The organism is Sphingomonas sp. SRI_018 (genome assembly GCF_057586275.1).
Window position 1 is genome coordinate 400,635 of sequence record NZ_JBYCZO010000002.1, and the last position, 24,588, is coordinate 425,222.

31 protein-coding genes are annotated in these 24,588 nt (G+C 69.7%); 18 read left to right on the forward strand and 13 right to left on the reverse strand.

Features of this window, described 5'->3' with window-relative positions:
- Positions 1-5: 5 nt before the first annotated feature.
- The 10 genes from flgK to flgB are packed head-to-tail and all read right to left on the reverse strand — an operon-like array spanning position 6 to position 7,902.
- Positions 6-1,337: a flagellar hook-associated protein FlgK gene (flgK, locus tag AC2YHA_RS13895; RefSeq protein ID WP_487402073.1), complete on the reverse strand. Its 1,332-nt coding sequence runs from the start codon at positions 1,335-1,337 to the stop codon at positions 6-8.
- On the reverse strand, positions 1,334-1,651 hold the full coding sequence (locus tag AC2YHA_RS13900; protein ID WP_487402074.1) for a rod-binding protein: 318 nt from the start codon (positions 1,649-1,651) through the stop codon (positions 1,334-1,336). The genes flgK and AC2YHA_RS13900 overlap by 4 nt, the downstream gene beginning before the upstream one ends.
- Entirely contained in the window at positions 1,648-2,751 is a 1,104-nt protein-coding gene (locus AC2YHA_RS13905) for a flagellar basal body P-ring protein FlgI (RefSeq protein ID WP_233784427.1), read from the reverse strand. The genes AC2YHA_RS13900 and AC2YHA_RS13905 overlap by 4 nt, the downstream gene beginning before the upstream one ends.
- A gap of 2 nt (positions 2,752-2,753) precedes the next feature.
- Complete coding sequence (locus tag AC2YHA_RS13910; protein WP_487402075.1) at positions 2,754-3,455, reverse strand: flagellar basal body L-ring protein FlgH; 702 nt, start codon at positions 3,453-3,455, stop codon at positions 2,754-2,756.
- A gap of 56 nt (positions 3,456-3,511) precedes the next feature.
- The gene (gene flgG / locus AC2YHA_RS13915) at positions 3,512-4,300 is read right to left on the reverse strand and encodes a flagellar basal-body rod protein FlgG (RefSeq protein WP_233784425.1); all 789 of its coding nucleotides are present in this window, start codon (positions 4,298-4,300) and stop codon (positions 3,512-3,514) included.
- Positions 4,301-4,316: 16 nt separating this feature from the next.
- Positions 4,317-5,066 (reverse strand): flagellar basal-body rod protein FlgF, encoded by a 750-nt coding sequence (gene flgF / locus AC2YHA_RS13920; protein WP_487402076.1) that lies wholly within the window; start codon positions 5,064-5,066, stop codon positions 4,317-4,319.
- A gap of 28 nt (positions 5,067-5,094) precedes the next feature.
- A complete protein-coding gene (locus AC2YHA_RS13925) occupies positions 5,095-6,423 on the reverse strand; it encodes a flagellar hook protein FlgE (protein ID WP_487402077.1) in 1,329 nt (442 codons plus the stop codon).
- A gap of 29 nt (positions 6,424-6,452) precedes the next feature.
- Positions 6,453-7,139 carry a flagellar hook assembly protein FlgD gene (locus AC2YHA_RS13930; RefSeq protein ID WP_233784422.1) on the reverse strand — a complete coding sequence of 229 codons (687 nt, stop codon included), beginning with the start codon at positions 7,137-7,139 and terminating at the stop codon, positions 6,453-6,455.
- A gap of 2 nt (positions 7,140-7,141) precedes the next feature.
- On the reverse strand, positions 7,142-7,552 hold the full coding sequence (gene flgC / locus AC2YHA_RS13935; RefSeq protein WP_233784421.1) for a flagellar basal body rod protein FlgC: 411 nt from the start codon (positions 7,550-7,552) through the stop codon (positions 7,142-7,144).
- A 2-nt stretch (positions 7,553-7,554) separates the two neighbouring features.
- Positions 7,555-7,902, reverse strand: a complete 348-nt coding sequence (flgB, locus tag AC2YHA_RS13940) for a flagellar basal body rod protein FlgB (protein WP_233784420.1) — start codon at positions 7,900-7,902, stop codon at positions 7,555-7,557.
- Positions 7,903-8,185: 283 nt separating this feature from the next.
- On the opposite strand from flgB, the gene AC2YHA_RS13945 reads away from it, so the two are divergent.
- The 10 genes from AC2YHA_RS13945 (at position 8,186) to AC2YHA_RS13990 (ending at position 15,198) form a co-directional block, all read left to right on the forward strand.
- Positions 8,186-8,845, forward strand: a complete 660-nt coding sequence (locus AC2YHA_RS13945; protein ID WP_487402078.1) for a motility protein A — start codon at positions 8,186-8,188, stop codon at positions 8,843-8,845.
- The gene (locus AC2YHA_RS13950; RefSeq protein WP_233784418.1) at positions 8,842-9,348 is read left to right on the forward strand and encodes a flagellar motor protein MotB; all 507 of its coding nucleotides are present in this window, start codon (positions 8,842-8,844) and stop codon (positions 9,346-9,348) included. The genes AC2YHA_RS13945 and AC2YHA_RS13950 overlap by 4 nt, the downstream gene beginning before the upstream one ends.
- Positions 9,345-9,878 (forward strand): flagella basal body P-ring formation protein FlgA, encoded by a 534-nt coding sequence (locus AC2YHA_RS13955; protein WP_233784417.1) that lies wholly within the window; start codon positions 9,345-9,347, stop codon positions 9,876-9,878. Before AC2YHA_RS13950 ends, AC2YHA_RS13955 begins: the two co-directional genes overlap by 4 nt.
- A 67-nt stretch (positions 9,879-9,945) precedes the next feature.
- Positions 9,946-10,257: a flagellar biosynthesis anti-sigma factor FlgM gene (flgM, locus tag AC2YHA_RS13960; RefSeq protein WP_487402079.1), complete on the forward strand. Its 312-nt coding sequence runs from the start codon at positions 9,946-9,948 to the stop codon at positions 10,255-10,257.
- Positions 10,244-10,555: a flagellar protein FlgN gene (locus AC2YHA_RS13965; protein ID WP_487402080.1), complete on the forward strand. Its 312-nt coding sequence runs from the start codon at positions 10,244-10,246 to the stop codon at positions 10,553-10,555. Before flgM ends, AC2YHA_RS13965 begins: the two co-directional genes overlap by 14 nt.
- Positions 10,556-10,732: 177 nt before the next feature.
- Positions 10,733-11,575, forward strand: a complete 843-nt coding sequence (locus AC2YHA_RS13970; RefSeq protein ID WP_487402081.1) for a lytic transglycosylase domain-containing protein — start codon at positions 10,733-10,735, stop codon at positions 11,573-11,575.
- Positions 11,576-11,578: 3 nt separating this feature from the next.
- Positions 11,579-13,663 carry a flagellar biosynthesis protein FlhA gene (flhA, locus tag AC2YHA_RS13975; protein WP_487402082.1) on the forward strand — a complete coding sequence of 695 codons (2,085 nt, stop codon included), beginning with the start codon at positions 11,579-11,581 and terminating at the stop codon, positions 13,661-13,663.
- Positions 13,663-14,403, forward strand: a complete 741-nt coding sequence (locus AC2YHA_RS13980; protein WP_487402313.1) for a sigma-70 family RNA polymerase sigma factor — start codon at positions 13,663-13,665, stop codon at positions 14,401-14,403. The genes flhA and AC2YHA_RS13980 overlap by 1 nt, the downstream gene beginning before the upstream one ends.
- A gap of 95 nt (positions 14,404-14,498) precedes the next feature.
- On the forward strand, positions 14,499-14,960 hold the full coding sequence (locus AC2YHA_RS13985) for a hypothetical protein (RefSeq protein WP_487402083.1): 462 nt from the start codon (positions 14,499-14,501) through the stop codon (positions 14,958-14,960).
- 1 nt (position 14,961) lies between these two features.
- The gene (locus AC2YHA_RS13990; RefSeq protein WP_487402084.1) at positions 14,962-15,198 is read left to right on the forward strand and encodes a helix-turn-helix domain-containing protein; all 237 of its coding nucleotides are present in this window, start codon (positions 14,962-14,964) and stop codon (positions 15,196-15,198) included.
- On the opposite strand, the gene AC2YHA_RS13995 is transcribed toward AC2YHA_RS13990, so the two are convergent.
- Entirely contained in the window at positions 15,195-15,533 is a 339-nt protein-coding gene (locus AC2YHA_RS13995; protein WP_487402085.1) for an antibiotic biosynthesis monooxygenase family protein, read from the reverse strand. The two genes, AC2YHA_RS13990 and AC2YHA_RS13995, sit on opposite strands and share 4 nt — an antisense overlap.
- Positions 15,530-15,835, reverse strand: coding sequence for an NIPSNAP family protein (locus tag AC2YHA_RS14000; RefSeq protein ID WP_487402086.1), 306 nt, complete (start codon positions 15,833-15,835; stop codon positions 15,530-15,532). Before AC2YHA_RS14000 ends, AC2YHA_RS13995 begins: the two co-directional genes overlap by 4 nt.
- 71 nt (positions 15,836-15,906) lie before the next feature.
- Between AC2YHA_RS14000 and AC2YHA_RS14005 the strand changes: the two genes are divergently transcribed.
- On the forward strand, positions 15,907-16,575 hold the full coding sequence (locus AC2YHA_RS14005; protein ID WP_487402087.1) for an ArsR/SmtB family transcription factor: 669 nt from the start codon (positions 15,907-15,909) through the stop codon (positions 16,573-16,575).
- A 103-nt stretch (positions 16,576-16,678) separates the two neighbouring features.
- Here the strand turns inward: AC2YHA_RS14005 and AC2YHA_RS14010 are convergent, their stop codons facing one another.
- Positions 16,679-17,497, reverse strand: coding sequence for a flagellin N-terminal helical domain-containing protein (locus AC2YHA_RS14010; protein WP_233784408.1), 819 nt, complete (start codon positions 17,495-17,497; stop codon positions 16,679-16,681).
- 304 nt (positions 17,498-17,801) lie between these two features.
- Here AC2YHA_RS14010 and AC2YHA_RS14015 point away from each other — a divergent pair, with 304 nt between their 5' ends.
- The 7 genes from AC2YHA_RS14015 to AC2YHA_RS14045 are packed head-to-tail and all read left to right on the forward strand — an operon-like array spanning position 17,802 to position 24,567.
- Positions 17,802-19,070, forward strand: coding sequence for a sigma-54 interaction domain-containing protein (locus AC2YHA_RS14015; protein WP_233784407.1), 1,269 nt, complete (start codon positions 17,802-17,804; stop codon positions 19,068-19,070).
- Positions 19,067-19,426: a flagellar hook-basal body complex protein FliE gene (fliE, locus tag AC2YHA_RS14020; protein ID WP_487402088.1), complete on the forward strand. Its 360-nt coding sequence runs from the start codon at positions 19,067-19,069 to the stop codon at positions 19,424-19,426. The genes AC2YHA_RS14015 and fliE overlap by 4 nt, the downstream gene beginning before the upstream one ends.
- Positions 19,427-19,429: 3 nt before the next feature.
- Positions 19,430-21,109 (forward strand): flagellar basal-body MS-ring/collar protein FliF, encoded by a 1,680-nt coding sequence (fliF, locus tag AC2YHA_RS14025; protein WP_233784405.1) that lies wholly within the window; start codon positions 19,430-19,432, stop codon positions 21,107-21,109.
- A 2-nt stretch (positions 21,110-21,111) separates the two neighbouring features.
- A complete protein-coding gene (gene fliG / locus AC2YHA_RS14030) occupies positions 21,112-22,113 on the forward strand; it encodes a flagellar motor switch protein FliG (protein ID WP_487402314.1) in 1,002 nt (333 codons plus the stop codon).
- The gene (locus AC2YHA_RS14035) at positions 22,106-22,822 is read left to right on the forward strand and encodes a FliH/SctL family protein (RefSeq protein ID WP_233784403.1); all 717 of its coding nucleotides are present in this window, start codon (positions 22,106-22,108) and stop codon (positions 22,820-22,822) included. The genes fliG and AC2YHA_RS14035 overlap by 8 nt, the downstream gene beginning before the upstream one ends.
- Positions 22,823-22,832: 10 nt before the next feature.
- Positions 22,833-24,152, forward strand: a complete 1,320-nt coding sequence (locus AC2YHA_RS14040) for a FliI/YscN family ATPase (protein WP_233784402.1) — start codon at positions 22,833-22,835, stop codon at positions 24,150-24,152.
- A complete protein-coding gene (locus AC2YHA_RS14045) occupies positions 24,145-24,567 on the forward strand; it encodes a hypothetical protein (protein ID WP_487402089.1) in 423 nt (140 codons plus the stop codon). The genes AC2YHA_RS14040 and AC2YHA_RS14045 overlap by 8 nt, the downstream gene beginning before the upstream one ends.
- Positions 24,568-24,588 lie beyond the last annotated feature (21 nt).

Sequence of the window (24,588 nt, forward strand, 5' to 3'; positions counted from 1 at the left end):
GCTCCTCAGCGGATATCGAGGATGTTTTGAAGCGTCTCGCGCGCGACCTGGATGATGCGGCTCGACGCCTGATAGGCCTGCTGGAATCGGATCAGCTCGACCGCGCTCTCGTCGAGGTCGACGCCGGTCACCGAATCGCGCGCGGCGACCGCGGCGTCGCGGATCGAGTTCTGCGCCGCGGCGACGTTCTTGCGCGCGGCGAGCGCGGCGGCATTGGTGGTGATGGTGTCGGACAGCCCGGCCTCGAACTTGCCGTCGGTGCGCAGCGTCGCGAGGTTCTGGAGGTTGGAATTGCCGCGCGTGCCCTCACCAGGCGCCGCCGCGGCGATACCGCGCGGGTCGGTCAGCACGAGGCGGACCTCGGTCGGCGGATCGCCCGCGGCGAACATCGGCGTGCCGGCAGCGCCGTCGAGATCGCGGCCGCCGGCCTGCACCGCGTTCACGCCGTCGACGAAGCGGGTGGCGAGGTCGTTCAGCGCGTCGCGCGCATCGGCGAGGCGCTGTGCCCCTTCGGTGATGCCGGCGAAGGCGCCGCCCTGCGCCGGGATCACCGTCGCGCTGGCGCCGCGGTGGAGCTGGAACTGCGCGGCGCCGGTGGCGCTCATCGCGAAGCTGACCTGGCTCGCGCCGGCCGCATCGACCAGCACCGGTCCGGCGGCGCCGCCGGTGCGGACGATCGCGCGGCTCTGGGCGTCGAAGGTCACGTCGACGTCGACCAGTGCGCTCATGCTCTCGAGCAGCCGGTCGCGCTGGTCGAGCATCGACATCTGCATCGCCGAGCCCTGATCGGCGCGGGAAAGCCCCTGGTTCACCTGATAGAGCTGCTGCGCGAGGTCGTTGAGGTCGCGCGCGGCGTCGCGGCCGGTGAGGCTGAGGTCGCCGATCGCGGTGTCGAGCGCGCGGCCGGTGGCGGTGAAGGCGTTCGCCAGCGTCGCCGCGCTCTCGATCATCACCCCGCGCGGCGCAACCGAAGCGGGATCGGCGGCGACGCCCTGCGCCGCGTTGAAGAAGGCGGTGAGCTGCGCGCCGAGCTCGTTGCCGGTCAGCACCTGCTCCACCCGGTCGAGCCAGACGATGCCCGCCTCGGTCCGCGCGAGATCGGAGCCCGACGTGCGAACGTCGGTGTTGCGGAACTCGTTCGCCGAGCGGGTCAGCGCGGTCGCGAGCGAGCCGTTGCCCGACATGCGCAGGCCCTTGGTCGCCGGGATCTCCTGGACCTGGACGGCGCGGCGCGCATAGCCGGCGGTGCCGACGTTGGCGATGTTCTCCGACGTGGTGCCGAGTGCCGACTGATAGGTGCGGACGCCCGAGGCGCCGATGTAGAGCAGGTCGCTCATGTCGTCGTCTCCTCGGCGGTCGGTGTGGATTTGGCGAGGAACTCGGTCATCGCCTTGCCGATGCCGATCGGCGTGTGCGCGGCCATGCTCTCGGCGAGCTGCTGGTCCTGCATGTCGCGGAACTGCTCGCCGGCCTTGTTGTCGAACAGGCCGTCGGCGAGCTTGGCCGAGCGCATCGACTTCAGCATCATGTTGACGAAGATCGCCTCGAAGCGCTCGCCCGCCTTCTGCAGGTTGTCGCGCGACGCTGTGCGCGACGTGTCATTGGACACGCCGCCCGCGGTCGAGGCGATCGGGGTGCCGACGCTCGTCACAGCACCACCAGCTCGGCGTTGAGCGCACCGGCCTCCTTGAGCGCCTCCAGGATCGCGACCAGGTCGGCCGGCGAGGCGCCGATGGCGTTGACCGCCTTGACCACGTCGCTGAGCTTGGGTCCCGGCTCCAGCAGGAACATCGGGCGCTTCTCCTCCTCGACGCCGACCGCGCTCTGGCGCTCCAGCGCGGTCTGGCCGCGGCTGAAGGGGGCGGGCTGGCTGATCCGCTGCGATTCGTCGATGCGGACGGTGAGCTTGCCGTGCGTGACCGCGGCCGGGCTGACGCGCACGGCGGAGTTGATGACGACGGTGCCCGTGCGCGCGTTGACGATCACCCGGGCGGGCGCCTCGGCAGCGGTGACGGGCAGGTTCTCGATCGCGCTCATGATCTGCGCGCGCACGTCGCTGCCCTGCGGCGCCTGCACGGCGACCGAGACGGCATCGACGGCGCGGGCGGTCCCGACGCCGAAGCGGCCGTTGATCGCGTTGGCGACGTTCTGTGCCGTGGTGAAATCGGCGCGGGCGAGGTTGAAGGTCAGCGTCGGCGCGGTGGCGAAGCCGGTGTCGACCGCGCGCTCGACCGTGGCGCCCTCGGGGATACGCCCGGACGAGGGGATGTTGACGACGATCTTCGAGCCGTCCGCGCCTTCCGCGCCGAGCCCGCCGACCGCGAGGTTGCCCTGCGCCATCGCGTAGATCTGCCCGTCGGCGCCCTGCAGCGGCGTCAGCACCAGCGTGCCGCCGCGCAGCGACTTGGCCTTGCCCATCGCCGAGACGGTGATGTCGAGCTTCTGTCCGGGCTTGGCGAACGGCGGCAGCTCGGCCGTCACGATCACCACCGCCGAGTTCTTGAGGCTCGGGTTGACGCTCTGCGGCAGCTGGAGGCCGAAGCGCGAGGCGACGCCCTTCATCGACTGGACGGTGTATTCGAGATTGTCGTCGCCCGTGCCCGGCAGGCCAACGACGATGCCGTAGCCGGTGAGCTGGTTGGTACGGATGCCCTGGAACGCGCCGAGGTCCTTGACGCGCTCGGCGTGGGCCGGAGCGGCGATCAGCAGCGCTGCGAGGGTAGCGAGGATCAGACGGAGCATTTGGCGCATCCTCAGAACGGGCTGATGACCTGGAAGAAGCGGCTCAGCCACCCCTGGCGGCTGGCGCGGGCGACGTCGCCGCGGCCGGTGTAGGCGATGCGGGCGTCGGCGACGCGGGTCGATAGCACACGGTTGTTGACGTCGACATCGGCGGGACGGACCAGGCCGCGGATCTGGACGAACTCGTCGCCGCGGTTGAGCGTCACCGTCTTCTGGCCCTGGACGACCATCGTGCCATTGGGCAGCACCTCGGCCACCGTCACGGTGATCTCGCCCGACAGCGCATTCGACTGGTCGGCGGTGCCGGTGCCGTTGAAGTTGCGCTTGCCGCTGGCGCTGGCGTCGGTCGGGTCGAACAGGTGGAGTGCGCCTGTGCTGGGGCCGGTCAGGCCGAAGCCGCCGCCCGAATCGAGCTTGGAGCCGGCCGACTTCGACGCCGAGGTGCGCTCGACCAGCACGATCGTCAGCGGATCGCCGACCGACCGCGCGCGCGCGCCCTCGTAGAGCCCGGCATAGCCGCGGGTCGGCTGGAAGATCGCGCCGTTGGCCGGCTCCGGCGGTCGGATCGGCTGCGGCGGGGTCGCCTGGTATTCGGGCGGCGGCGCGACCTTCTTCTTGCCGCCGAAGATGCCGGCGTGCGCAGGCGCGGCAACGACCGCGACGCAGGTCAGTACCCCGGCGAAGGCCGGGGCCCAGCCTCGAGCCGGTCGCAACTGGGCCCCGGCCTTCGCCGGGGTACGGGAGAAGCGAGACGTCATCGCGCGGCCCATCAGATGTTCTGGTTGACGTATTTGAGCATGTCGTCGGTCGCCGAGATCATCTTCGAGTTGACCTCATAGGCGCGCTGGGTCTCGATCATGTCGACCAGCTCCTCGACGACGTTGACGTTGGAGCCCTCGAGCATCCCCTGGCGGACCTTGCCGCGGCCGTCCTGGCCGGCGATGCCAAGGTTGACCGGGCCGGAGGCGGCGGTCTCGACGACATAGTTGTCGCCGCTCGCCTGCAGCCCGGCCGAATTGGGGAAGCTCGCGACCTGGATCTGGCCGAGCTGGCTCGCCTCGGTCTGGCCGGGCACGGTCGCGGAGACGGTGCCATCGGTGCCGATGGTGATGTTGGTGGTGCCCTCGGGGATAGTGATTCCCGGCATCACCTGATAGCCCTCGCTGGTCACCAGCAGCCCTTCGGGCGAGCGCGTGAAGTTGCCGGCGCGAGTATAGGCGAGCGTGCCGCCGGGCATCTGCACCTGGAAATAGCCGTCGCCGTCGAGCGCGAGATCGAGGCTGTTGCCCGTGGTCTGCATCGACCCCTGGGTATCGATCCGCGCCGTACCCTGGATGCGCACGCCGGTGCCGAGGTTGAGCCCCGTCGCGTAGCGCGTCTCCTGCGTGCTGGCGGCGCCGGGGGCGGTGACGACCTGATAGGCCAGGGTCTCGAACGCGGCGCGATCCTTCTTGAACCCCGTCGTGTTGACGTTGGCGAGGTTGTTCGAGATCACCCGCATCCGGGTGTCCTGCGCGTCGAGCCCGGTGCGGGCGATATGGAGAGCGGCGGACGACATCGCTTGATTTCCTTTCTCAGACCGGCATCCGCATCAGCGATGCGGAGCTTTCGTCGAGATTCTTGGCTTCCTTGAGCAGGTTGGCCTGCACTTCGTAGCTGCGCTGGTTCTCGATCATGTCGACCAGCGCCTGCGTCAGGTTGACGTTCGATCCCTCGAGCGCGCCCGACTTGACCCGCGCCTCGGTATCGTCGGGCAGCACGCCGCCGCCGCGCACATGGAGCAGGTTGTCGAGGCCCTTGACGGTGTCGGAACCCTCGGCGCTGGCGAGCCTGATCTTGTCGATCTCCTGCGGCGCCTGGCCGGGTTCGGCGCCGAGCGGCACGATCGAGATCGTGCCGTCCTCGCCGATGATCACCTTGTCGGCGGGCGGCATGGTGATGGGGCCCCCCGACCCCATCACCGGGAAACCGTCGCCGGTCTCCAGCACGCCCGAGGCCGCGATCCGCAGATCGCCGCGCCGGGTGTAGGCTTCGCTACCGTCGGGGGCCTGCACCGCGATCCAGGCGGTGCCGGTGACGGCGACGTCCAGCGGGTTGCCGGTGTCCTGGATCGCGCCGCCGCTCCTGTCGGCGTCGCGGACCTCCTCGCCTGAGGGCGCGCGCGATTCGAGCCCGCCGCCGCCCTTCAGCATCATTGCCTCGAAGGCGACGCGGTCGGCGCGATAGCCGGTGGTCGAGGCGTTCGCGATGTTGTTCGCGATCGCCGCCTGCGCCGCCATCTGGCCCTTGAGCCCCGACAATGCGGTGTAGACCATCCGGTCCATCGTTCAGCCTCCCTGGGGGTTCGCGCCGTTACGAACGGATGTTGAAGATCGACTGCGAGATCTGGCTCGACGCGTCGAGCGCCTTCGCATTCGCCTGGAAATTGCGCTGGGCCGCGATCAGGTTGACCAGCTCCTCAGTGATGTCGACGTTCGAGCGCTCGATCGCGCCCGACATCAGCGCGCCGAAGCCGTCCGCGCCGGGCTGGCCCATGCGCGGATCGCCCGACAGGCCGGTCGGCGACCAATAGCTGTTGCCGAGCTGGCGCAAGCCCGAGGGATTGGAGAAGTTGGCCAGCGCGACCATTCCCAGCGCCTGGCTGTCGCCGTTCGAGAAGGTGGCGCGGACCATGCCGTTCTCGTCGACGCTGAGCCCTTCGAGCTTGCCGACCGCGGCGCCGTCCTGGCTCTGCGCGACCAGGTCGAACGGCTGGGCGAGCTGGGTGGTGGCGCTGCCGAAGTCGAGCGAGATCGTCTGCGGCTTGGCGGCGCCGGTCGGGGTGAACTCGCCGAAGGTGGTGGCGCCGGTCGGCGCGGTCAGCGCGCCGTTGACGTCGAAGCTCAGCGTGATCGGATTGGCGCCCGCGGTGCCGGCATCGGCATCGAGCTGCTGGTCGCCGACGAAGGTGTAGACCTTCCAGGTGCTCGGCCCCAAAGGCGCGACCGTCGCCGGCGGCACGACCGCAGGGGCGGTTTCGCGGACGAAATAGCTGGTCATCGTCATCGCGTTGCCGTCGGTGTCGTACACCGTGGTCTGCGTCGAATTATTGTAGGTCGCCGGGTTGAAGCGGTCGAAGGCATAGGGATTGGCGGCGGTGAACACCGGATTCGACGACGGCACCGACGCATTGCCCGACAGGTTGAGCGACTGGCTGACCGCGCCGGTCGCCTTGGGCGTGCCGCTGAAGGCGGGGACGCGCAGGCTCGTCGTCGCGCCGGCGCCGGTGGCGACTACCGTGCCCGAGCCGTCGACCGGATAGACCTGGAGATGCCCGCCATTGGCGTCGACGACGTAGCGGTCGGGATCGACCATGAAGCCGCCGTTGCGGGTGTAGTTGACCTTGCTGCCCTCGAGGTCGGGCTTGACCACGAAGAAGCCGTCGCCCGAGACCGCAAGGTCGAGCGAGGATTCGGACTGGACGAGCCCGCCCTGGCTGAATTCCTGGCGGATCGCCTTCACCACCGAGCCCGATCCGACCATCTGGTTCGGGTTCACCGACACGCTCGACGCGATGACGTCGGCAAACTCGGTGCGGCTCTTCTTGAAGCCGTTGGTCGAGACGTTGGCGAGGTTGTGCGAGATGGTCGACATCTCGGTCTGCGAACCCTTGAGCCCGCTGAGCGACGTGTAGAAGGACATGGAACTTGCTCCCTTGAAGGTTCTTGGGTTCAGCCGACCTGGCGGACGGCAGAGACTGGGACCTGGCCGATGCCGGCCACCGACAGCACCGGCTCGCCGGTCGACGGGATCGAGACCGAGGCGACGGGCGCCCACACCAGGGTGCGGCTGTCGACCTTGGTGGTGCCGTTGCGGGCGGTGGCGGTGATGGTGAACGGGCCGTCGCCGGCTTCGCCGCCGGTGTCGGTGCTGCCGTCCCAGTCGAAGTCGACGGTGCCCTTCTTCTGGGCGCCGAGGTCGACGGACTTCAGGACCTTGCCGTCCTTGTCGGCGATGGTGACGATGACGCCGGTCGTGTCGCCGTCGAGCTCGACCTGGCCGGCGAAGCCACCCGCGGTCCGCGGATAAGCGACCGATCCTTCGGTCAGCACCGTCTTGCCGACATAGGCCATCGCGTCGCTGGCGGAGGTCGCATTGAGCTTGTCGGCGATCGACTTCAGCGTGGTCGACATCTCGGTGATGCCGGCCAGGCTGGAGAATTGCGCCATCTGCGCGACCATCTGGGTGTTGTCGACCGGGTTGAACGGGTCCTGGTTCTGCATCTGCGCGGTCATCAGCTTCAGGAAATCGGCCTGGCCGAGCGTCGTGTTCGCCGACGAGGCGGGCTGGACCGGCGTGCCCGAGTTGGTGCGCGGTATGCCGAGCGCGTCGAGCGTGGAATCGAAGGAAGAGGCCATGGTCAGCGTCCCAGCTTGAGGGTATCGACGATCAGCGACTTGGCGGTCTGCATGACCTCGACATTGTTCTGGTAGGTGCGCGCAGCCTCGAGCATGTCGACCAGCTCGCGCGTCTCATCGACGGCGTTCTCCCAGACGTTGCCGTCCCGGTCGGCCATCGGATTGCCGGGGTCGTAGCGCTTGGTCGGCGCCTCGCCGGCGGTGACGACCTGCTCGACGTTGACCGTCGCCATGCCGCTCGCCTGGTCGAACTGGGTGCGGAACACCGGCTTCATCGTCCGATAGGCCGCATCCGGCGTCGAGGCGACGCCGCCGGCGTTGGCGAGGTTGGACGCCGTGGTGTTCATCCGCACCAGCTGCGCGCTCATCGCGCGGCCGGCGACCTGGAAGATGGACATCGGATTGTCGGCCATCGTCATTCGCCCTTCAGCGCGCGGGTGATCTGGCCGATGCGGCCGTTGAGGAACGACAGCGTCGTCTGATAGGCGATCGCGTTCTCGGCGAAGGCGGTCTGCTCGGTGGCGAGCTCGACGGTGTTGCCGTCCATGCTCATCTGCAGCGGGGTGCGGTACTTGGTCGCCGCGGCGATGCCCGTGTCGACATGCCCGCTCTCCGCCGAGCGCAGCGCCTCGGCGAAGTCGATGTCCTTGGCCTGGTAGCCGGGGGTCGAGGCGTTCGCGATGTTCGACGCGAGCACGCCCATGCGCTGCGAGCGCACTTCGAGCGCCGCGCCATGGACGCCGAACAGGCTGTCGTTGCTCATCTCGTCGGTCTCCCGCACTGGTTCGAGGGCAGCTTTGCAATGGGCGTGCCAAATTGATGAGGGCGCCGGATTTGTTGTTGTCGGCCAAGGGAAGCGGCAAGGTCTTGCCGGTGGCGGCAAGCGATTGCCGGATGCGCGTCGCCCTATTCATCGTCATGCCGGGCTTGACCCGGGATCCAGAGTCGCAGGCAACGCCGCTCGTGACCCTGGATCCCGGATCAAGTCCGGCATGACGAGCGAGGGGGCGAAATTGGCCCCACCCTTGCAACGCGTGAGGGTGATGATGCTGCATTCACTTCCCTCCCTCGGTAGCTTTGCCGATCCCGCCGCGTTGGCGATCGTCGGCGGCGGCACGCTGCTCGCCCTCGTGCTGCGCACCCCCGGCCGCGACCTGTTCCGTGGGTTCGCCGCGCTCGGCGTGCTGTGGCGCAAGCCCTTTCAGGCGGACGCGCTGCTGACGCAGATCGACGCCCTGTCTCGCATCTCGGCACGGCACGGCGTGGTCCGGCTCGACCGTACCGTCATCGCCGATCCGGACGTCGCCGCGGCCGTCGGCCGCATCGTCGACGGTGCGGGCGGCGAGGAGGTCTCGGCACTGCTCGACCAGCGCCGCGCCGCACGCGCCGAGCGGCATCGCGCCGCGATCGACCTATGGTCGGCGGCGGCCGAGATCTTCCCGGCGATGGGCATGGTCGGCACGCTGATGGGGCTGGTGAGGATGTTCGCCGGCATGACCGATCCCGCCACCATCGGCGGATCGATGGCGGTGGCGGTGCTGGCGACGCTCTATGGCGCGCTCGCTGCCAACCTGGTCGCCATGCCGATCGCGGCGCGGCTCAAGCGCCTCGCGCGCGCCGAGCTGCTCGAGCGTGCACGCCTGGTGCAACCCCTCGCCGCACTCGCCGAGCGCGAGCGCCCGCGTGTCAGGAGGGATGCGGCATGAGCGACCTCACCATCGACGATCCGTTCGAGGAAGGCGCGCGCCGGCCGCTGTGGCTGATCACGCTCGCCGACCTCATGCTGCTGCTGGTCGGCTTCTTCGTCTTCCTCCAGGCCAATCGCGCGCTCGACGGCCGCGCGATCGCCGAGGGGCTGCGCCAAGGCTTCGATGCCGAGCGCGTCGCGCCGATGCCGGTCGATGCCAGCGTGATCGCCGGGTTCGCGCCCGGCTCGGCAGCATTGCCTTCCAATGACGCGATCGCCTGGGCGCGCGAGGCCGCGCGCGACCCGCGCACTACGCTGCGGGTGATCGGCGGTACCGACGGCACCCCTGGCGACGTCGACCGCGCAACCGGCAGCGCCGCGATTCTCGCCGCCGACCGTGCTCGCGCCGCCGCCGCGCTGCTCGCCCGCGCAGTGCCGGCCGACCGCATCGCCATCGAGACCCGCCCCGGCGCCGGCCGCGCCGTCCAGCTCCAGATCGGTTTCGCAGGAGACCCGCAATGATCCGTCCGCTGCTTTTCGCCATCCTCCTCGCGCCGCTGCCTGCGGTTGCGCAGACGATCCGCTTCCAGGATACCACGGCGATCGACGTCGCCGTCGCCGCCTTCACCGGCCACGCCGTCGGCGAGGAAGGCGGCGCCCGTGCCGCCGTCGACAAGCGCCTCAAGCTCGCCGCCTGTCCGCTGCCCAAGCTCGACTGGCGCGGCAGTTACCAGGACTCGGTGGTCGTCACCTGCGACGCACCGGCGTGGCGCATCTACGTGCCGGTGATGACGCCGCCGCGTCCGCGGCCGGTGGTCGCCGCCGCCGCGCCGATCGCACCTGCGCCCAAGGCCGAGCCGGTGATCCGCCGCGGCGACGCGGTGACGCTGGAGGTCGGCGCGCCCGGCTTCTCGATTACCCGCGACGGCGTCGCGATGGGCGATGCGCCCGCGGGCGGGAGGGTCGCGATCAAGGTCGATTCCGCCAAGCCGCCGGTGCAGGCGGTCGCGGTCGAAGCCGGCCGGGCGACGCTGCCCGGCTGGGCCCAATAAAAAATGCTTAAACTTGTCGGCGGCCGGTCGTTTGATCGTCTGAAGATACTATTCGAGGACGGAGACCATGGTGGATCCGATCGGGTCCAAGCCCAGCGTACCGATCGACCGGCGCATCGCGCCGGTCACGTCGAACGCACCCGTGTCTGCGGCCCAGCCGGCCGCACAGGACGTGGCGGTGCGCGCCGATCCCTCGACGCTGCGTGCGCTGGCGCAGCCCCTCGCGGCGACGCCGCCGGTCGACGCCGATCGCGTCGCCAAGGTCCGCAAGGCAATCCAGGACGGCAATTTCCCGCTGCTGCCCACGACGGTCGCCGACCGGCTGCTGGCGCTTAAGATGCAGTGGGCGCCGCATGGAGGCAGCGATGACGCGTCGTGACGCGCTGGTTCGCGTGATCGAGGCGCTCCATGCCGAGATCGCCGCGCTCAAGGCCAACGACATCGACGCGCTCGAGGCGGCGACCAGCGCCAAGCTCAAAAGCATCGACGCGGTCGCCGCGGCTCGTGAGCCGTCGACCCCGGAGATCGAGGAGCTCGCGCGCGAGGCGCACCGGCTCAACGAGACCTGCCGCGTCTACGTCAACCTGATGGCGGCAAACGTTCGCCGCCGCCTGCAAGTTCTTGCCGGTGCCCCGGCGCAATCCTATCGGCCCGGCGGTACAGCGGCGTTGGCCTGACGTTATTTTCCGTTCGCCCTGAGCTTGTCGAAGGGCCGTTCTTCTTTCTCTGACGCTTGGAGGAAGGAGGACGGTGCTTCGACAAGCTCAGCACGAACGGGTCGGGTTTAACCTCCAAATCTTGGCACGCTCCTTGCTGAATGTCCCGGTAACCATGGGACTTCAGGCAAGAGCTCGATGAGCATACCCTCGATCCAGCGCCTCGGCGGCGTCCAGAACGCGATCGCCGTCGCCAGCGAACGCACCGGCATCGACTTCAACTATCTGCTGGGCCAGGCCCAGGTCGAAAGCGGCCTGCGCCCGAATGCCCGCGCCGGCACCTCCAGCGCGACCGGACTCTACCAGTTCATCGAGCAGAGCTGGCTCGGCGTGGTCAAGCAGCATGGCGCCGAGCACGGCCTCGGCTGGGCGGCCGACAGCATCAGGCAGACCGGCAGCGGCCGCTTCGTCGTGAGCGACCCCGCCGCGCGGCGGGCGATCCTCGACCTGCGCAACGATCCCGCCGCCGCCTCGCTGATGGCGGCAGAGCACGCCAGCGACAACAAGGATGCGCTGGAGGCGAGCCTCGGCCGCGCGGCGACCGGGACCGACCTCTACATGGCTCATTTCCTCGGGATCGGCGGCGCGAAGAAGTTCCTGTCGGCGATGGACGCCAATTCCGGCCGCAGCGCGGCGTCGCTGTTCCCGGCGGCTGCCCGCGCCAACCGCAACATCTTCTACACCTCCGACGGCCGCGCGCGATCGCTCGGCGAGGTCTATCAGCGTTTCGCGGCCAAGCTCGACAAGGGCGCGGCGGCAGGCGGCGGCACCGGGCTCGCCTCGGATGCGCTCGATGCCGGCGATCCGAACGTCGAGGTGGTGCTCGGCACCGGCGCCGCCAACGGCGACCGCGAATGGCTGGCGAGCACCCTCGACCGGCTCAAGGCGGCCCAGCCCGCCGCCGCAACCGGCTCGCTGCTCCGACCCAATCCTCAGAATGCGCGGCTCGCCTATCTGATGCTCGCGAGCCTGGGCGGCTAAGCGATGGCGACGCTTCCGTTCCTGCCGGCGCGCGCGGCGCCGATGGCCAAGAGCTTCGCGCTGCCGATGGCGATGCTGACGCTGGTCGCGCTGATGGTGGTGCCGATCCCGGCGGCGCTGCTCGACGTGTTCTTCGTCACCAACATCATGATCAGCCTCGCGGTGCTGATGGTCGCCCTCAACGCGCAGAAGCCGCTCGACTTCTCCGCCTTCCCGACCGTCCTCCTGTTCGCGACGCTGTTCCGGCTCGGCCTCAACGTCGCCTCGACGCGCGTCGTGCTGGTCCACGGCCACGAGGGCGAGGCCGCCGCCGGCCACGTCATCGAATCCTTCGGTACCTTCCTGATCGGCGGCGACTATGTCGTCGGCCTGTTCGTGTTCGCGATCCTGATCATCATCAACCTGATGGTGGTGACCAAGGGCGCCGGCCGCGTCTCGGAGGTCTCCGCCCGATTCACCCTCGATGCCCTCCCCGGCAAGCAGATGGCGATCGACGCCGATCTCAACGCCGGCCTCATTACCCCCGACGAGGCGCGCGCGCGCCGGGTCGAGGTCGCGACCGAGGCCGATTTCTACGGCGCGATGGACGGTTCGTCGAAGTTCGTGAAGGGCGACGCCATCGCCGGCCTGCTGATCCTCGCGGTCAACATCGTCGGCGGCCTGATCCTCGGCACGCTGAGCCACGGGCTCGGCGTCAAGGAAGCGGCGCAAACCTACGTCCTGCTCGCGATCGGCGACGCGCTGGTGGCCCAGCTCCCGTCGCTGATGCTGTCGATCGCCGCCGCGGCGATCGTGACCCGCGTCACCTCGACCGACGACCTGGCGGGCCAGATCGGCAGCCAGTTCAGCAGCCACAAGACCTGGACGCCGGTTGCGGCGATCCTCGCCATCCTCGGTGTGATCCCGGGGATGCCGCATTTCGTGATCTTGCCCGCCGCGGCCGCCGCCGGCTTCGCTGCCTGGCGGCTCAAGAAGGCCGCGGGTCGCCCCGCTCCCGTCATCGAGGCCGCGCCCGAGCCGCAGGACCTCTCCAAGATCGGCTGGGACGAGGTCACCGACACGATGCAGGTGATGCTCGACATCGGCTACGGCCTGGTGCCGCTGGTCGACGAGCGCAAGGGCGCGCCGCTGATGGGCCGCATCACCGGGGTGCGGCGCCAGCTCTCCAAGGAACTGGGCTTCGTCGTGCCGCAGGTGCGCGTGCGCGACGACATCAACCTGGCGCCCTATACCTATCGCATTCTCGTCAACGGCGTGATCGTCGGCGAGGACCAGGCCTCGCCCGACGAGATGCTGGCGCTCGACACCGGCCAGGCGGTCGGCACCATCCCCGGCAAGAAGGTCAAGGACCCGACCTTCGGCCTCGACGCGATCTGGATCGGCCAGGCCGATGCCGACGCGGCGACCGGCGCGGGCTATCTGGTGGTCGACGCCGGCACGGTGATCGCAACCCATCTCAACCAGAATTTGCTCGCCCATGCCTCCGAGCTGCTCGGCCCCGACGAGGTCCAGTCGCTGCTCGACGGCCTCAAGGAGCGCGCCGCCGCGCTGGTGGCGGCGCTGTGCCCGCAGCCGGTGCCGCTGACCACGCTGACATTGGTGTTGCGCGGGCTGCTGGCGGAGGGCATCCCATTGAAGGAGTTCCGCCGCATCGCCGCCGCGATCGCGGTCGCCGCCCAGCGCACCGCCGACGCCGAGGAACTGATCGAGCTGATCCGGCCCGAATTGGGCGGCCTCATCATCCAGAAGCTGTGCGGCGTGCGCGAGCCCTTGCGCGTGATGACGCTCGAGGGCCAGCTCGAGGCGCTGCTCGGCCAGGCGGTCCGTTCCGACCCTGCGCGCCGTCACACGATCGAGCCCGACCTCGGCCGCCGTATCGTCGACGCCATGCAGCGCGCGGCCCAGCCGCTGATGGCCGAGGCCAAGCCGTTCGCGCTGGTCGTCCAGCCCGCGATCCGCATCGCGATGCGCAAGCTGGTCAAGTCGGTGCTGCCCGACACGCCGGTGATGAGCTTCTTCGAGGTCCCCGAGGACAAGGCGGTCGAGGTCGTCGCCGTGATCGGCGCGCCGGAGGCGCTGCCGGCATGATGCACGCTCGTATCCAGCCCGATCCGGGCCAGCTGCTCACCTACGCGCCCACCCCGGCGCGCGACGTCGAGGGGCTGGTTCGCAAACACCTGCCGATGGTCCGCCGCATCGCCTGGCACATCCATGGCAGCATGAGCACGATCGTCGACATCGAGGATCTCGTCCAGGTCGGCCTGGTCGCGCTGATCGAGGCGGTCGGCAGCTTCGAGGAGCGCGGCGCCGTCGCCTTCGAGCAGTATCTGCTGACACGCCTGCGCGGGAGCATGATCGACGAGCTGCGCCGCCAGGCGACGCTGACGCGCGGCGCGATGCGGCGGCGACGGGCGTATAACGACGCGGTGTCCGGCCTCGTGGAGGCGAACGGCCGTCAGCCCACGGACGGCGAGGTCGCGGAGAAGCTCGGCGTCACCGTCGAGAAGCTGCGCACCGACTATGCCACCGCCGAGGCGGTGCGCTTCGATCCGATCGACGACGTCTATTCGGACGAGGGCCCCTGGTTCATGTCCGACGAGCCCTCCGCCTTCGACCAGCTCGCCGAGGCCGACCAGCGCGACGCGCTCGCCGCCGCGATCGCCGAGCTGCCCGAGCGCGAGCAGATCGTCGTCCAGCTCTATTACGTCGAGGAAATGAACCTCGAGGAGATCGGCCAGGTGCTCGGCGTCGGCGCCGCGCGCGTCTGCCAGATCAAGGCATCGGCACACGGACGGCTCAAGAAGGCGCTGGCGCGGCGGCTGGGATAGCCATGATTGCACTGGGTGGCGCGAGAGGTCGCACGGATTGACGAAGTAGCAAATTTAAGTGATAGTTAAATCGACTCGATCACGCGAGAACGATCATGCCGACCACCATCCTCCGCAAACAGGCTCGTATTCTCATGTGGCTGGTGACCGTCCCCTTGGCGGGCTTCATCATCCTGGCCGCGGCGGTGCTGGGCAATGTCTTCTGGCAGGGAGGGCGCTTCGCCGACGGAGTCGCGATCTTCTATGCTCCGATCGCCCTCTACATGTGGGCAATCTGGATGATGCGTGTCGCGCTCAAGGCGATCGCCGAAGGAGCCATGTTCGATACGGTCGTGCCGAAGCTGCTGTTCCGGGTCGGCGCCGCCCTGTTCGGCGGCGCGTTGTTCAACGTGTTTGCGGTTCCGGTGCTGTTCTATCTCCGCGACGGCAGGCCCTATTTTCAGACGTTCGACGGGTCGGTGGTCACGCTCGGCATCGCCGGTGCCACGCTAGTGCTGATCGCACAGCTTCTCGGCCGGGCGGCGGCGATGCGGGAAGAGCTCGACGCGTTCGTCTGACATGCCGGTCCAGGTCACGCTCGATGCCGTGCTGGCGCGGCGTGGCCTCACCGGCAAGCAGCTGGCCGAGCGGATGGGCATGAGCGAAACCCAGCTGTCGCTGTTCAGGACCGGCAAGGTGCGCGGCATTCGTTTCGCGACGATCGCACGAATGTGCGCGGTGCTCGAGTGCGAGCCGGGCGACCTGCTCGCCTATGCATTCGATCCGGCAGACCTCCAGGTGCCGCCGGAAGGCTAGCCATGAACCCCCCGGCTGTCGTCGGGCGCTTCCTCGCGTCGCGTCATGCCATAGTCCCGGATCACCTCCGCTACCCGCAGCCGATAATCGGCGAGCACGCCGGTGCGCCCCTCGGCCTGCGCGGCGCGGTGGCCTGGTCGGTTGCGCCACGCCCTTACCGCCGCTTCGTCGCGGAAGAAGGAAAGCGAGAGATAGCGGTTCGAGTCGCCCACGCTGCGGAAGCGTTCGATCGAGATGAAGCCGTCGATCGCCTCCAGCTCGGGCCGCAGGTCGCCGGCGAGCTCGAAATAGCGTTCGGCATCGGCGGGCTCGAGCTCGAAGATCACCGCGATCATCGATCGACCCTCTTGAGGAAGATCCGATCCTCCCGGCGGATGAAGCCCTCGGCCTTGGCGAAGGCGAAATTGTCGCGGCCTGCCGGATCGGCCTTGAGGCGGGTGCGATAGGCCTCGTAGGCGGCGAGATCGGCGATGTCGTAGATGCCATAGGCGGTGGTCGCGGACCCTTCGTGCGGGGCGAAATAGCCGATCAGGTCGGCGCCGCAGCGCGGGATCGCCTCGCCCCAGGCGCGGGCATAACGTTCGAACCGGTCGACCTTGAAGGGATCGATCTCGTAGCGGATGAAGCAGGTGATCATTGCGTCGCCTCCATTTACTCGCCGCCGTCTAGCGCCTTGTCCGCGGACAATGCTTCGGTTATCACCGAAGCATGAAGGACGGGCCGAGCATCGCCGCCGTCGCCGCGCTGATCGGCGATCCCGCGCGGGCCAACATGCTGACCGCGCTGATGGACGGGCGCGCGCTCACCGTCAGCGAGCTGGGCGGCGCGGCCGGCGTGGCGCTGCCGACCGCGAGCGAGCATCTCGCGCGGCTGTCCGCGGCGGGGCTCGTCGCCGCCGAGAAGCAGGGGCGTCACCGCTATTATCGCCTGTCCGGCGCCGATGTCGCCGACGTGCTCGAGTCGCTGATGGGCCTCGCCCAGCGCACCGGTGCGACCCGGGCGCGGCCGGGACCGCGCGATGCGGCGCTCAGGGAGGCGCGAGTCTGCTACGATCACCTCGCCGGCGCGCGCGCCGTCGCGCTGGCCGAAGCCCTGGTCTCGCGCGGGTTGATCTCCGCCGGCGAGACGCCTCGGCTGACCGATGACGGCCATGGTTTCCTGGCCGCGCTCGGCATCGAGCCAGGCAAGGGATCGCGGCGTCCGCTCTGCCGCACCTGTCTCGACTGGAGCGAGCGGCGGCACCACCTCGCCGGACGGCTCGGCGCCGCCATCCTCGATCATGTGATCGCCAAGGGGTGGGCGCGGCGCGGCGAGGGGCGGGTGGTCAGCTTCACGCCGCAGGGCGCCGCCGCCTTCGACGCCGCGTTCGGCCTATGAGAAAAGCCCCGGCGGCCGTCCGGCCATCGGGGCTTCTCGATACGCGGTACGGGTCGCTTCCCGGCGCCCTGAAGGGGGGAGGCGCCGGGAAGGGACCTTGCGCTTAGCGCAGCAGCTGCAGGACGCCCTGCTGGCTCTGGTTCGCCTGGGCGAGCATCGCGGTCGAGGCCTGGCTCAGGATCTGCGCCTTGGCGAGCGCCGTCGTCTCGGCCGAGAAATCGGCGTCCTCGATGCGGCTGCGCGCGTCGGTCAGGTTGGTGACGTTGTTGGTCAGGTTGTTGACCACCGACTGCAGGCGGCTCTGCACGGCGCCGAGCTTGGCGCGGGTGTCGGTGACCGTCTTGAGGGCGGCCGAGACCGAACCCGCGGTCGCCGCATCGCCGAGCAGCGTATTCGCATTCGCCGCGGTCGTCACGTCGCCCAGCGTCAGCGTCAGCGCCGAGAGGCCGACGGTCACGGTTTCGCCGGCATTGGCGCCGACCTGGATGTCAACGTCCGCAGCGCCGGTGCCGAACAGGGTGACCCCGTTGAACTTCGTGTCGGTCAGAATGTCGGTGATCTGCGTCTTGAGCTGCTGGACCTCGGTGTCGAGGTTGGTGCGGTCGTCAGCCGAATAGCTGCCGCTGGCGCTCTGCACCGCCAGCTCGCGGATGCGCTGCAGCATGTTGCCGACTTCGTTCAGCGCGCCTTCCGCGGTCTGCGCCAGCGAGATGCCGTCGTTGGCGTTGCGGATCGCCTGGTTCATGCCGCGGACCTGCGTGGTCATCGACGAGGCGATGGCGAGGCCGGCGGCGTCGTCCTTGGCCGAGTTGATGCGCTTGCCGCTCGACAGGCGCTGCATCGCGACGTTGAGCGCGTCGTTGGCCTGGGCGGAGGCGTTCCCCGCGCGCAGCGCCGAAATGTTGGTACCGATGACAGTCATGTCTTGTCTCCGTTCAAAGCCGGCGATCCCGTCATCCCCCCGTTCACGGGAGCTCAGGCCGCCACAGGGGGTAACGGCCGGCCGCGGCGGCGATTAAGCACTTTCGCAAACCAAGGCGGCAAAGGGCCGGAAACCGCCCGGCGTTTCGCTTCCGCGGGGAATGAAGAACCCCGCGTGCGGGCCTTCGCGCCCCCGGTTTCCTTCTCCGTGCAGGCGCGCCCGGAAAGAATTTGCCGCCGGGCCGCCGTGCTTTACGCGACATTAACCATCGCTGCCCCATCTCGTTCTCGTCACGGGGGAGCTCATGGTTTCACTTTTTCCATCCGCGGCGGTGATCCGCCAGAAATATGCGCTCGTCTCGGGCCTGCGTGCCCAGGGGTTCGACATCGGTTCGTTCGAGACCGGCCGGCCGACGCCCGGCGACCTGTTCCTGATCGCCGACGGCGAGACGCCGCCGGTTCCAGGCCGCACACTGATCGTCGGCGACGACGGGCTCAAGGCGATCCCGTTCCGCGACGGCAATCCCGCGCGGCTGAGCTACGGCCAGGACGACAGCGGCCTCGGCGCCGGCTTCGCCGCGGCGATGCTGCGGCCCGGCGCCCCGATCGCCGCCGATCCCGAGAGCCTGGCGCTCTACGCGCTCGCCGAGCGCATCGCCCAGTCCGATATCACCGTGCTGGTCGGCGGCCCGACCGGCACCGGCAAGGAAGTCCTCGCCCGCGCGATCCACCTGGGCAGCGCACGCGCCGAGGGGCCGTTCATCGCGATCAACTGTGCCGCGCTGCCCGAGACGATGCTCGAGGCGATGCTGTTCGGCCATGTGAAGGGATCGTTCACCGGCGCCAGCTCGGGCGGCCAGGGCTTCTTCCGCGCCGCGCATGGCGGCACCCTGCTGCTCGACGAGATCGCCGAAATGCCGCTCGCGCTCCAGGCCAAGCTGCTGCGCGCGCTGCAGGAGCGCGAGGTGGTGCCGATCGGCGCGACCGAGGCGGAGAAGGTCGATGTCCGCGTGATCGCCTGCGCCAACCGCGACCTCCAGACCGAGGTCGCCGCCGGGCGCTTCCGTGCCGACCTCTACTATCGCCTCTCGGTGTTCCCGCTCGCCACCCGCGCGCTCGCCGAGCGCCGCGGCGACATCCCCGCGCTCGCCGCGGCGATGATCGTCCGTCATGCCGGCGACCGTGCGACGCTGCCGTGGCTGAGCGACGAGGCGCTGGACGCGCTGCTCCGCCACGACTGGCCGGGCAACGTCCGTGAGCTCGAGAACGTCATCCAGCGCGCGCTGCTGCTGGCACGCGGCGACCGGATCGAGGCCGGCGACATCATCTTCGACCGTCCGGCCGCGCCGGCGCCGATCAGCTTCGCCGACGACGAACCCGCCACGCTCGGCAAGGTCGTGCAGATGAGCGAGTTCGCCGCGATCCGCGAGACGCTGGCGGCGTGCGGCGGCAGCCGTACTGAAACGGCGCGGCGGCTCGGCATCTCCGAGCGCACGCTGCGCTACCGCCTCGCCAAGGCTCGCGAGCAGGGTGAGGATATCGCCCAGGCCCATAGCCAGGCGATTTCGGCATGAGCGGCGTCCCGGGCGTGAACGGCGCGATGGGCGTCGATCGTGTGATGGAGCTGCGCGCGCAGATCCTCGAGCGCAACGCCGCGCTTCAGCGCGCCAATGCCGCAGCGGCTGCCCAGCCGACCGAAACCAGCCCGGTCGCGAGCTTCACCGACGCCTTCAAGGACGCGGTGACCTCGGTCAACGACAGCCAGACCCGCGCCGGCGCGCTTTCCGCCGCCTATGAGCGCGGCGAGACGATCGACATCGCCAAGGTGATGCTTGCCCGCCAGGAAGCCTCGGTCGGGTTCGAGGCGACCCTGCAAGTCCGCAACAAGCTCCTTGCCGCATACAAGGACATCATGAGCATGCCGGTATAAGCCATGGCCACTGACCTCGCCACCGTGCCGCAGGGCACGCCGCTCGCCGGGCGCTTCGCCAATCCGCTGAAGCAGGTCGCCGGCCTGCTGGGCCAGCCCGCGATCAAGCGATCGCTGCCGCTGATCTTCATGATCGGCCTGATCGCTGCCGCCGCGCTCGCCTGGGCGATGCTGCGCCAGCCGCCGCAGCGGGTGCTGTTCCCCAATCTCGCCGACAGCGACAAGGGCGCAGTGGTGCAGGCGCTCAAGGCCGCCAGCATCGCCAGCGACATCGATTCCTCGGGATCGGTCACCGTCGCCGAGGACGATTATCACCGCGCGCGGATGCTGCTCGCCAGCCAGGACCTGCCGAAGGCGGCGCCGGGCGGCTATGCGCTGCTCGACCAGCTGCCGATGGGCGTCAGCCGCGCCGTCGAGGGCGAGCGGCTGCGCCAGGCGCGCGAGACCGAGCTCGCCCGCTCGATCGAGGAGATCGACACCGTCGCCGAGGCGCGCGTCCACCTCGCCACGCCCGAGAGCACCGTGTTCGTCCGCGACCAGGCGGCGCCGTCGGCGAGCGTGATCGTCAAGCTCCAGCCCGGCCGCGCGCTCAGCGACGCGCAGGTGCGTTCGATCGTCAACCTCGTCGCCTCGTCGGTGCCGGGGATGAAGCCCGATGCGGTCACCATCGTCGACCAGATGGGGGCGCTGCTGTCCAAGCCCGGCGGGGGCGGCGACGGCGCGGCCAGCGACGCCCGCATCGCGCTGCAGCGCCAGGTCGAGGACAAGGTGCGCGCGCAGATCAACCAGCTGCTGACCCCCCTGCTCGGCGCCGGCAACTTCACCGCCGAGGTCCAGGCCGACGTCGACATGGACGAAACCCAGGCGACGCGTGAGAGCTATGACAAGCAGGGCGCGCTGCGGGCCGAGCAGGGCAACTGGACCGGCAATCAGCCCGCGGGCACGGCCGGCGCGCCCGGCGGCATTCCCGGCGCGCTGTCGAACTCGCCGCCGGCGCCGGCCACGCTTCAGCTCGCCCAGGGGCAGCAGCCGCCGGCCGCCAACGCCCAGGGCACGCCCGCGACACCGGCCGGGCCGGTCACCCAGGCGATGAAACAGTCGGACAGCTTCACCCGCGCCTACGACCTCGGCAAGGAGGTGTCGGTCACCCGCGCCGCGCCCGGCGGCATCAAGCGGCTGTCGGTCGCCGTGCTGCTGCGCGAGCCGGACAAGGGCCGGCGCACGGCGATGGAGATCCAGCAGATCACCGGGCTGGTCCAGGCGGCGGTCGGCTACAATCCGGCGCGCAGCGACCAGGTGACGGTGATCTCCCGGAAATTCTCCGGCGCTGCCGACGCCGCGCCCCAGCCGGCCTGGTATCAGGCGGAATGGGTGCCGATGGTGTTGCGCAACGTCACCGCGATCGTGATCGCGCTGCTGGTGCTGCTGCTCGGCGTCCGTCCGCTCGCCAAGGCGCTGATGAAGAAGCGCGACGAGGCCGGTGCGCGGCTCGCCTTCGCCAATCCCGAAGCGGCGCCGGGAGCGGTTCGCGCCGACGGCTCGGGACCGGTGACGGTCGAGATGCTCGACAATGCCCGCGGCTATGACCAGCGCGTCGGGCTGGTGCGCGGCTTTACCCGCGAGAACCCGGCCCGCGCCGCGCTGGCGGTGCGCGACATGATCAAGACGGAGGGTGCGCAGTGACCATGCCCGTCCGCCTCTACAGCGGCGTCGAGCGCGCCGCGGTGCTGATGATGCTGGTCGGCGAGGAGGAGGCCGCGGCGATCCTCCAGAAGCTGGATCCCGAGGAAGTGCGCCAGCTCGGCAAGGCGATGTTCGCGGTCGCCGACGTCAGCGAGGCGGAGGTCGAGCTGGTGCTCGACGACTTCGTCGCCAGGGCCAAGGAGCGCACCGACGTCGGCTTCGATCCCAGGCCCAAGATCGAGACGATGATGACCCGTGCGCTGGGGCCGGACAAGGCCGACAGCGTGCTCTCCCGCATCACCCCGCCCGAGGCGGCGGGACAGATCGACCTGCTCGACTGGCTCGATGCCGGCGAGATCGCCTCGCTGATCGAGAACGAGCATCCGCAGATCGCGGCGGTGCTGATCGCCAACCTCGATCCCACGGTCGCGGCGCAGGTGCTGGAGATCCTGCCGGAGCCGATGCAGCCCGAGGTCGTCCACCGCATCGCCAAGCTCGAGCCGGTCTCGCCCGAGGCGCTCGACACGCTGCGCTCGATGCTTTCCAGCCGGGTCGGCAGCGCGGGCGCGCCCGCCGGCGTGCAGCTCGGCGGCACGCGCGAGGCGGCCAAGATCATGCAGAACGCGCGCAAGATCACCGAGGCGCGGGTGATGCCCAAGCTCGCCAAGATCGACCGCGAGGTCGCGCGCGCGATCGAGGAGGCGATGTTCGTGTTCGACAATCTGCTCGAGCTCGACGACAAGAACCTGGGCGTGCTCATCCGCAACATCGACGCCGACACGCTCACCCGCGCGCTCAAGGGCGTCGACGAGAGCGCGCGCGAGCGCTTCCTCTCCTGCATGTCGAGCCGCGCCGCCGACGGCATCCGCGACGAGATGGAGGAGCGCGGACCGATGCGCCTGTCCGAAGTGCTGGAAGCGCAGAAGGCGATCATCGCGATCGCGCGCAGCCTGGCCAAGGACGGCACCATCATCATGCGTGGCGGCGAGGATGACTATGTCTGAGTTTCGTGCGGGTTTCGTCAGCCGGCATGACGCTGCCGCCGCTGCGCTGACCGCCGCCTTCGCGCTGCCCACCGGGTTCGAGGCGATCGACCCGCGCGAACGGGCGAACGGCCGCGTGAAGCCCAAGTCGTTCACGCCGCAGGGCGAAGCCGGTCCGCGCCATTTCGCTCCGCGCGATCCCGATCCGGCCGATGCCGAGACCGGCCAATTCGATCCGGGCACCTTCATCGATCCGATCACCGCCGCGCGCGAGGCAGGCTATGCGGAAGGTTTCGCCGCCGCTCTCGCACAGGCGGAGGCTGACACCGACCGCGACCATATGCTCGCCCAGGCGATCGGCGCGGCGCTGGCCGGCGGCGACCGGCTCGATCGCGAGCGGATCGCGCGCCAGCTGCGCCAGACGGTGATGCTGTTGGTGTCGCGGCTGGTCGGCGAGGCGGGCGTATCAGGCGAGCTGCTCGCCGCACGGATCGACGCGGCCGTCGAGCTGCTGGCCGATTCGGCCGAATCGGCGCTGCTCCGGCTCCACCCCGCCGACATGCCGCTGATCGAGGGCAAGCTGCCCAAGACGCTGTTCCCGGTCGCCGATCCGGCAGTGGCGCGCGGCAGCTTCGTGCTCGAAAGCGCCTCGACCATCGTCGAGGACGGGCCCGAGCAATGGCTCGACCAGCTCGCCCACGCGATCGACCGGGTGGCGATGCCGAAATGATGCCAAGATCATGATGAACGCCTTCACCGCCGACTATCTCGACAATCTGGCGCTGCGCGATTTCCGGCCGCAACCGAGGGTGTCGGGGCGGCTCGCCTCCTATGACGGGCTGCTGATGGAAGCGGTCGGACTGTCGCTGCCGGTCGGGACCGTCTGCACCGTAGGCGAGACGATCGAGGCCGAGGTCATCGGTTTCCGCGACGGTAAGACCCTGCTCATGAATCTCGGCGGTCCCGCCGCGCTGCTGCCTAATGCGCCAGTGCGCCCGGTTGGCCCGCCGGGCGAGGCGGAGGTTGGCGCAGCGCTGCTTGGCCGCGTAGTCGACGGCGCCGGCAAACCGATCGATGGATTGGGCTCCATCCGCGGCGCCGATCATTGGCCGCTTGCCGGTCGGCTGCAGTCGCCGCTGGATCGCGGAAGGGTGCTCGAGCCGCTCGACGTCGGCGTGCGTGCGATCAACGGGCTGCTCACCATCGGCCAGGGCCAGCGCGTCGGCATCATGGCGGGATCGGGCGTCGGCAAGTCGGTGCTGCTCGGCATGATCGTGCGCGCCGCCAAGGCCGATGTCGTCGTGGTCGGCCTGATCGGCGAACGCAGCCGCGAGGTCGCCGACTTCCTCGAGACCAAGGTGTCGGGCGAAGCCCGCGCGCGATCGGTCGTCGTGGCGGTCCCCGCCAACCATTCGCCGGTGCTGCGCATCCGCGGCGCGCTGCGCGCCACCGCCATCGCCGAGGCGTTCCGCGCCGAGGGCAAGCGCGTGCTGCTGATCATGGATTCGCTGACCCGCGTCGCCCATGCCGGCCGCGAGATCGGGCTGGCGCTGGGCGAGCCGGCGTCGGCGCGCGGCTACCCGCCGTCGGCCATCGCGATGCTGCCGAGCCTGATCGAGCGCGCCGGGACCGACGTCACGACCGGCGGCTCGATCACAGCGATCTACACCGTCCTCGCCGACGGCGACGACGGCAACGATCCGGTGGTCGATTCGGCGCGGTCGATCCTCGACGGCCATATCGTACTCTCCCGCGCGCTCGCCGAGCGGGGCGTCTATCCGGCGATCGACATCGGTCCGTCGGTCAGCCGCGTGATGACCGACATCGCAGCCCGCGAGCACGTCCAGGCCGCGCGCGTGCTGCGCCGCCATCTCGCCACCTACGAGGAGAACCGCGACCTGGTGCTGATGGGCGCCTATCGCGCCGGCGCCGATCCCGCGATCGACGCGGCCATCGCCTATCATCCGGCGGTGATGGACTATGTCCGGCAGGACGCCGACCAGGTCGTACCGCTCGACGAGGCGGTGACCGAGCTGGTCGGGGTGTTCGGCGATGGCTGATCGCGATCGCCTGAATCGCCTGCTGCGCGTGCGCACGCTCCAGCTCGGCTGGGTGCGGGCCGAGGAGATCGCCGCCAACGCGCGGCTCGACAGCGAGACGGCGCTCAAGACGCGCATCGTCCAGCTCGCCGACAATATCGCGCCGCAGGAGGCGGAGGCCGGCTTCGCTGCCAGCCTCGCCGCCGCAGCCTATTACCGCGACCGGCTCCATGCTTCGGCGCTGGCCGCACAGGCACGGGTCGAGGCCGCCGAAGCGGGCGTCGAGCGCGCCCGCGCCGCCACCCGCGAAGCACGGCGCGACCAGTCGGCGATCGAGAAGCTGATCGAGCGCAACGAGGCCGAGGAAGCGATCAAGGCTCTCCGCGCGCTCGAGGAAGCACCGGCCTTCCGGAGAAAACGGCACGCTCCTTGCTGATCCTCCGGCGAAGCTTCGCCA

What these genes read in the sequence shown, in the direction of transcription:
- AC2YHA_RS13945 (WP_487402078.1), top strand. Translation starts at nt 8,186, where the DNA reads ATGCTGCATTCACTTCCCTCCCTCGGTAGCTTTGCCGATCCCGCCGCG.
- AC2YHA_RS14015 (WP_233784407.1), top strand. Translation starts at nt 17,802, where the DNA reads ATGGTTTCACTTTTTCCATCCGCGGCGGTGATCCGCCAGAAATATGCG.
- AC2YHA_RS13965 (WP_487402080.1), top strand. Translation starts at nt 10,244, where the DNA reads ATGACGCGTCGTGACGCGCTGGTTCGCGTGATCGAGGCGCTCCATGCC.
- AC2YHA_RS14000 (WP_487402086.1), bottom strand. Translation starts at nt 15,835, where the DNA reads ATGATCACCTGCTTCATCCGCTACGAGATCGATCCCTTCAAGGTCGAC.
- AC2YHA_RS14010 (WP_233784408.1), bottom strand. Translation starts at nt 17,497, where the DNA reads ATGACTGTCATCGGTACCAACATTTCGGCGCTGCGCGCGGGGAACGCC.
- fliG (WP_487402314.1), top strand. Translation starts at nt 21,112, where the DNA reads ATGCCCGTCCGCCTCTACAGCGGCGTCGAGCGCGCCGCGGTGCTGATG.
- flgF (WP_487402076.1), bottom strand. Translation starts at nt 5,066, where the DNA reads ATGGACCGGATGGTCTACACCGCATTGTCGGGGCTCAAGGGCCAGATG.
- AC2YHA_RS13905 (WP_233784427.1), bottom strand. Translation starts at nt 2,751, where the DNA reads ATGCGCCAAATGCTCCGTCTGATCCTCGCTACCCTCGCAGCGCTGCTG.
- AC2YHA_RS13955 (WP_233784417.1), top strand. Translation starts at nt 9,345, where the DNA reads ATGATCCGTCCGCTGCTTTTCGCCATCCTCCTCGCGCCGCTGCCTGCG.
- flgG (WP_233784425.1), bottom strand. Translation starts at nt 4,300, where the DNA reads ATGTCGTCCGCCGCTCTCCATATCGCCCGCACCGGGCTCGACGCGCAG.
- AC2YHA_RS13925 (WP_487402077.1), bottom strand. Translation starts at nt 6,423, where the DNA reads ATGTCCTTCTACACGTCGCTCAGCGGGCTCAAGGGTTCGCAGACCGAG.
- fliE (WP_487402088.1), top strand. Translation starts at nt 19,067, where the DNA reads ATGAGCGGCGTCCCGGGCGTGAACGGCGCGATGGGCGTCGATCGTGTG.
- AC2YHA_RS14005 (WP_487402087.1), top strand. Translation starts at nt 15,907, where the DNA reads ATGAAGGACGGGCCGAGCATCGCCGCCGTCGCCGCGCTGATCGGCGAT.
- AC2YHA_RS13980 (WP_487402313.1), top strand. Translation starts at nt 13,663, where the DNA reads ATGCACGCTCGTATCCAGCCCGATCCGGGCCAGCTGCTCACCTACGCG.
- AC2YHA_RS14040 (WP_233784402.1), top strand. Translation starts at nt 22,833, where the DNA reads ATGATGAACGCCTTCACCGCCGACTATCTCGACAATCTGGCGCTGCGC.
- AC2YHA_RS14045 (WP_487402089.1), top strand. Translation starts at nt 24,145, where the DNA reads ATGGCTGATCGCGATCGCCTGAATCGCCTGCTGCGCGTGCGCACGCTC.
- flhA (WP_487402082.1), top strand. Translation starts at nt 11,579, where the DNA reads ATGGCGACGCTTCCGTTCCTGCCGGCGCGCGCGGCGCCGATGGCCAAG.
- flgB (WP_233784420.1), bottom strand. Translation starts at nt 7,902, where the DNA reads ATGAGCAACGACAGCCTGTTCGGCGTCCATGGCGCGGCGCTCGAAGTG.
- AC2YHA_RS13930 (WP_233784422.1), bottom strand. Translation starts at nt 7,139, where the DNA reads ATGGCCTCTTCCTTCGATTCCACGCTCGACGCGCTCGGCATACCGCGC.
- AC2YHA_RS13950 (WP_233784418.1), top strand. Translation starts at nt 8,842, where the DNA reads ATGAGCGACCTCACCATCGACGATCCGTTCGAGGAAGGCGCGCGCCGG.
- flgM (WP_487402079.1), top strand. Translation starts at nt 9,946, where the DNA reads ATGGTGGATCCGATCGGGTCCAAGCCCAGCGTACCGATCGACCGGCGC.
- flgC (WP_233784421.1), bottom strand. Translation starts at nt 7,552, where the DNA reads ATGGCCGACAATCCGATGTCCATCTTCCAGGTCGCCGGCCGCGCGATG.
- AC2YHA_RS13970 (WP_487402081.1), top strand. Translation starts at nt 10,733, where the DNA reads ATGAGCATACCCTCGATCCAGCGCCTCGGCGGCGTCCAGAACGCGATC.
- AC2YHA_RS13995 (WP_487402085.1), bottom strand. Translation starts at nt 15,533, where the DNA reads ATGATCGCGGTGATCTTCGAGCTCGAGCCCGCCGATGCCGAACGCTAT.
- AC2YHA_RS14035 (WP_233784403.1), top strand. Translation starts at nt 22,106, where the DNA reads ATGTCTGAGTTTCGTGCGGGTTTCGTCAGCCGGCATGACGCTGCCGCC.
- AC2YHA_RS13985 (WP_487402083.1), top strand. Translation starts at nt 14,499, where the DNA reads ATGCCGACCACCATCCTCCGCAAACAGGCTCGTATTCTCATGTGGCTG.
- AC2YHA_RS13990 (WP_487402084.1), top strand. Translation starts at nt 14,962, where the DNA reads ATGCCGGTCCAGGTCACGCTCGATGCCGTGCTGGCGCGGCGTGGCCTC.
- fliF (WP_233784405.1), top strand. Translation starts at nt 19,430, where the DNA reads ATGGCCACTGACCTCGCCACCGTGCCGCAGGGCACGCCGCTCGCCGGG.
- flgK (WP_487402073.1), bottom strand. Translation starts at nt 1,337, where the DNA reads ATGAGCGACCTGCTCTACATCGGCGCCTCGGGCGTCCGCACCTATCAG.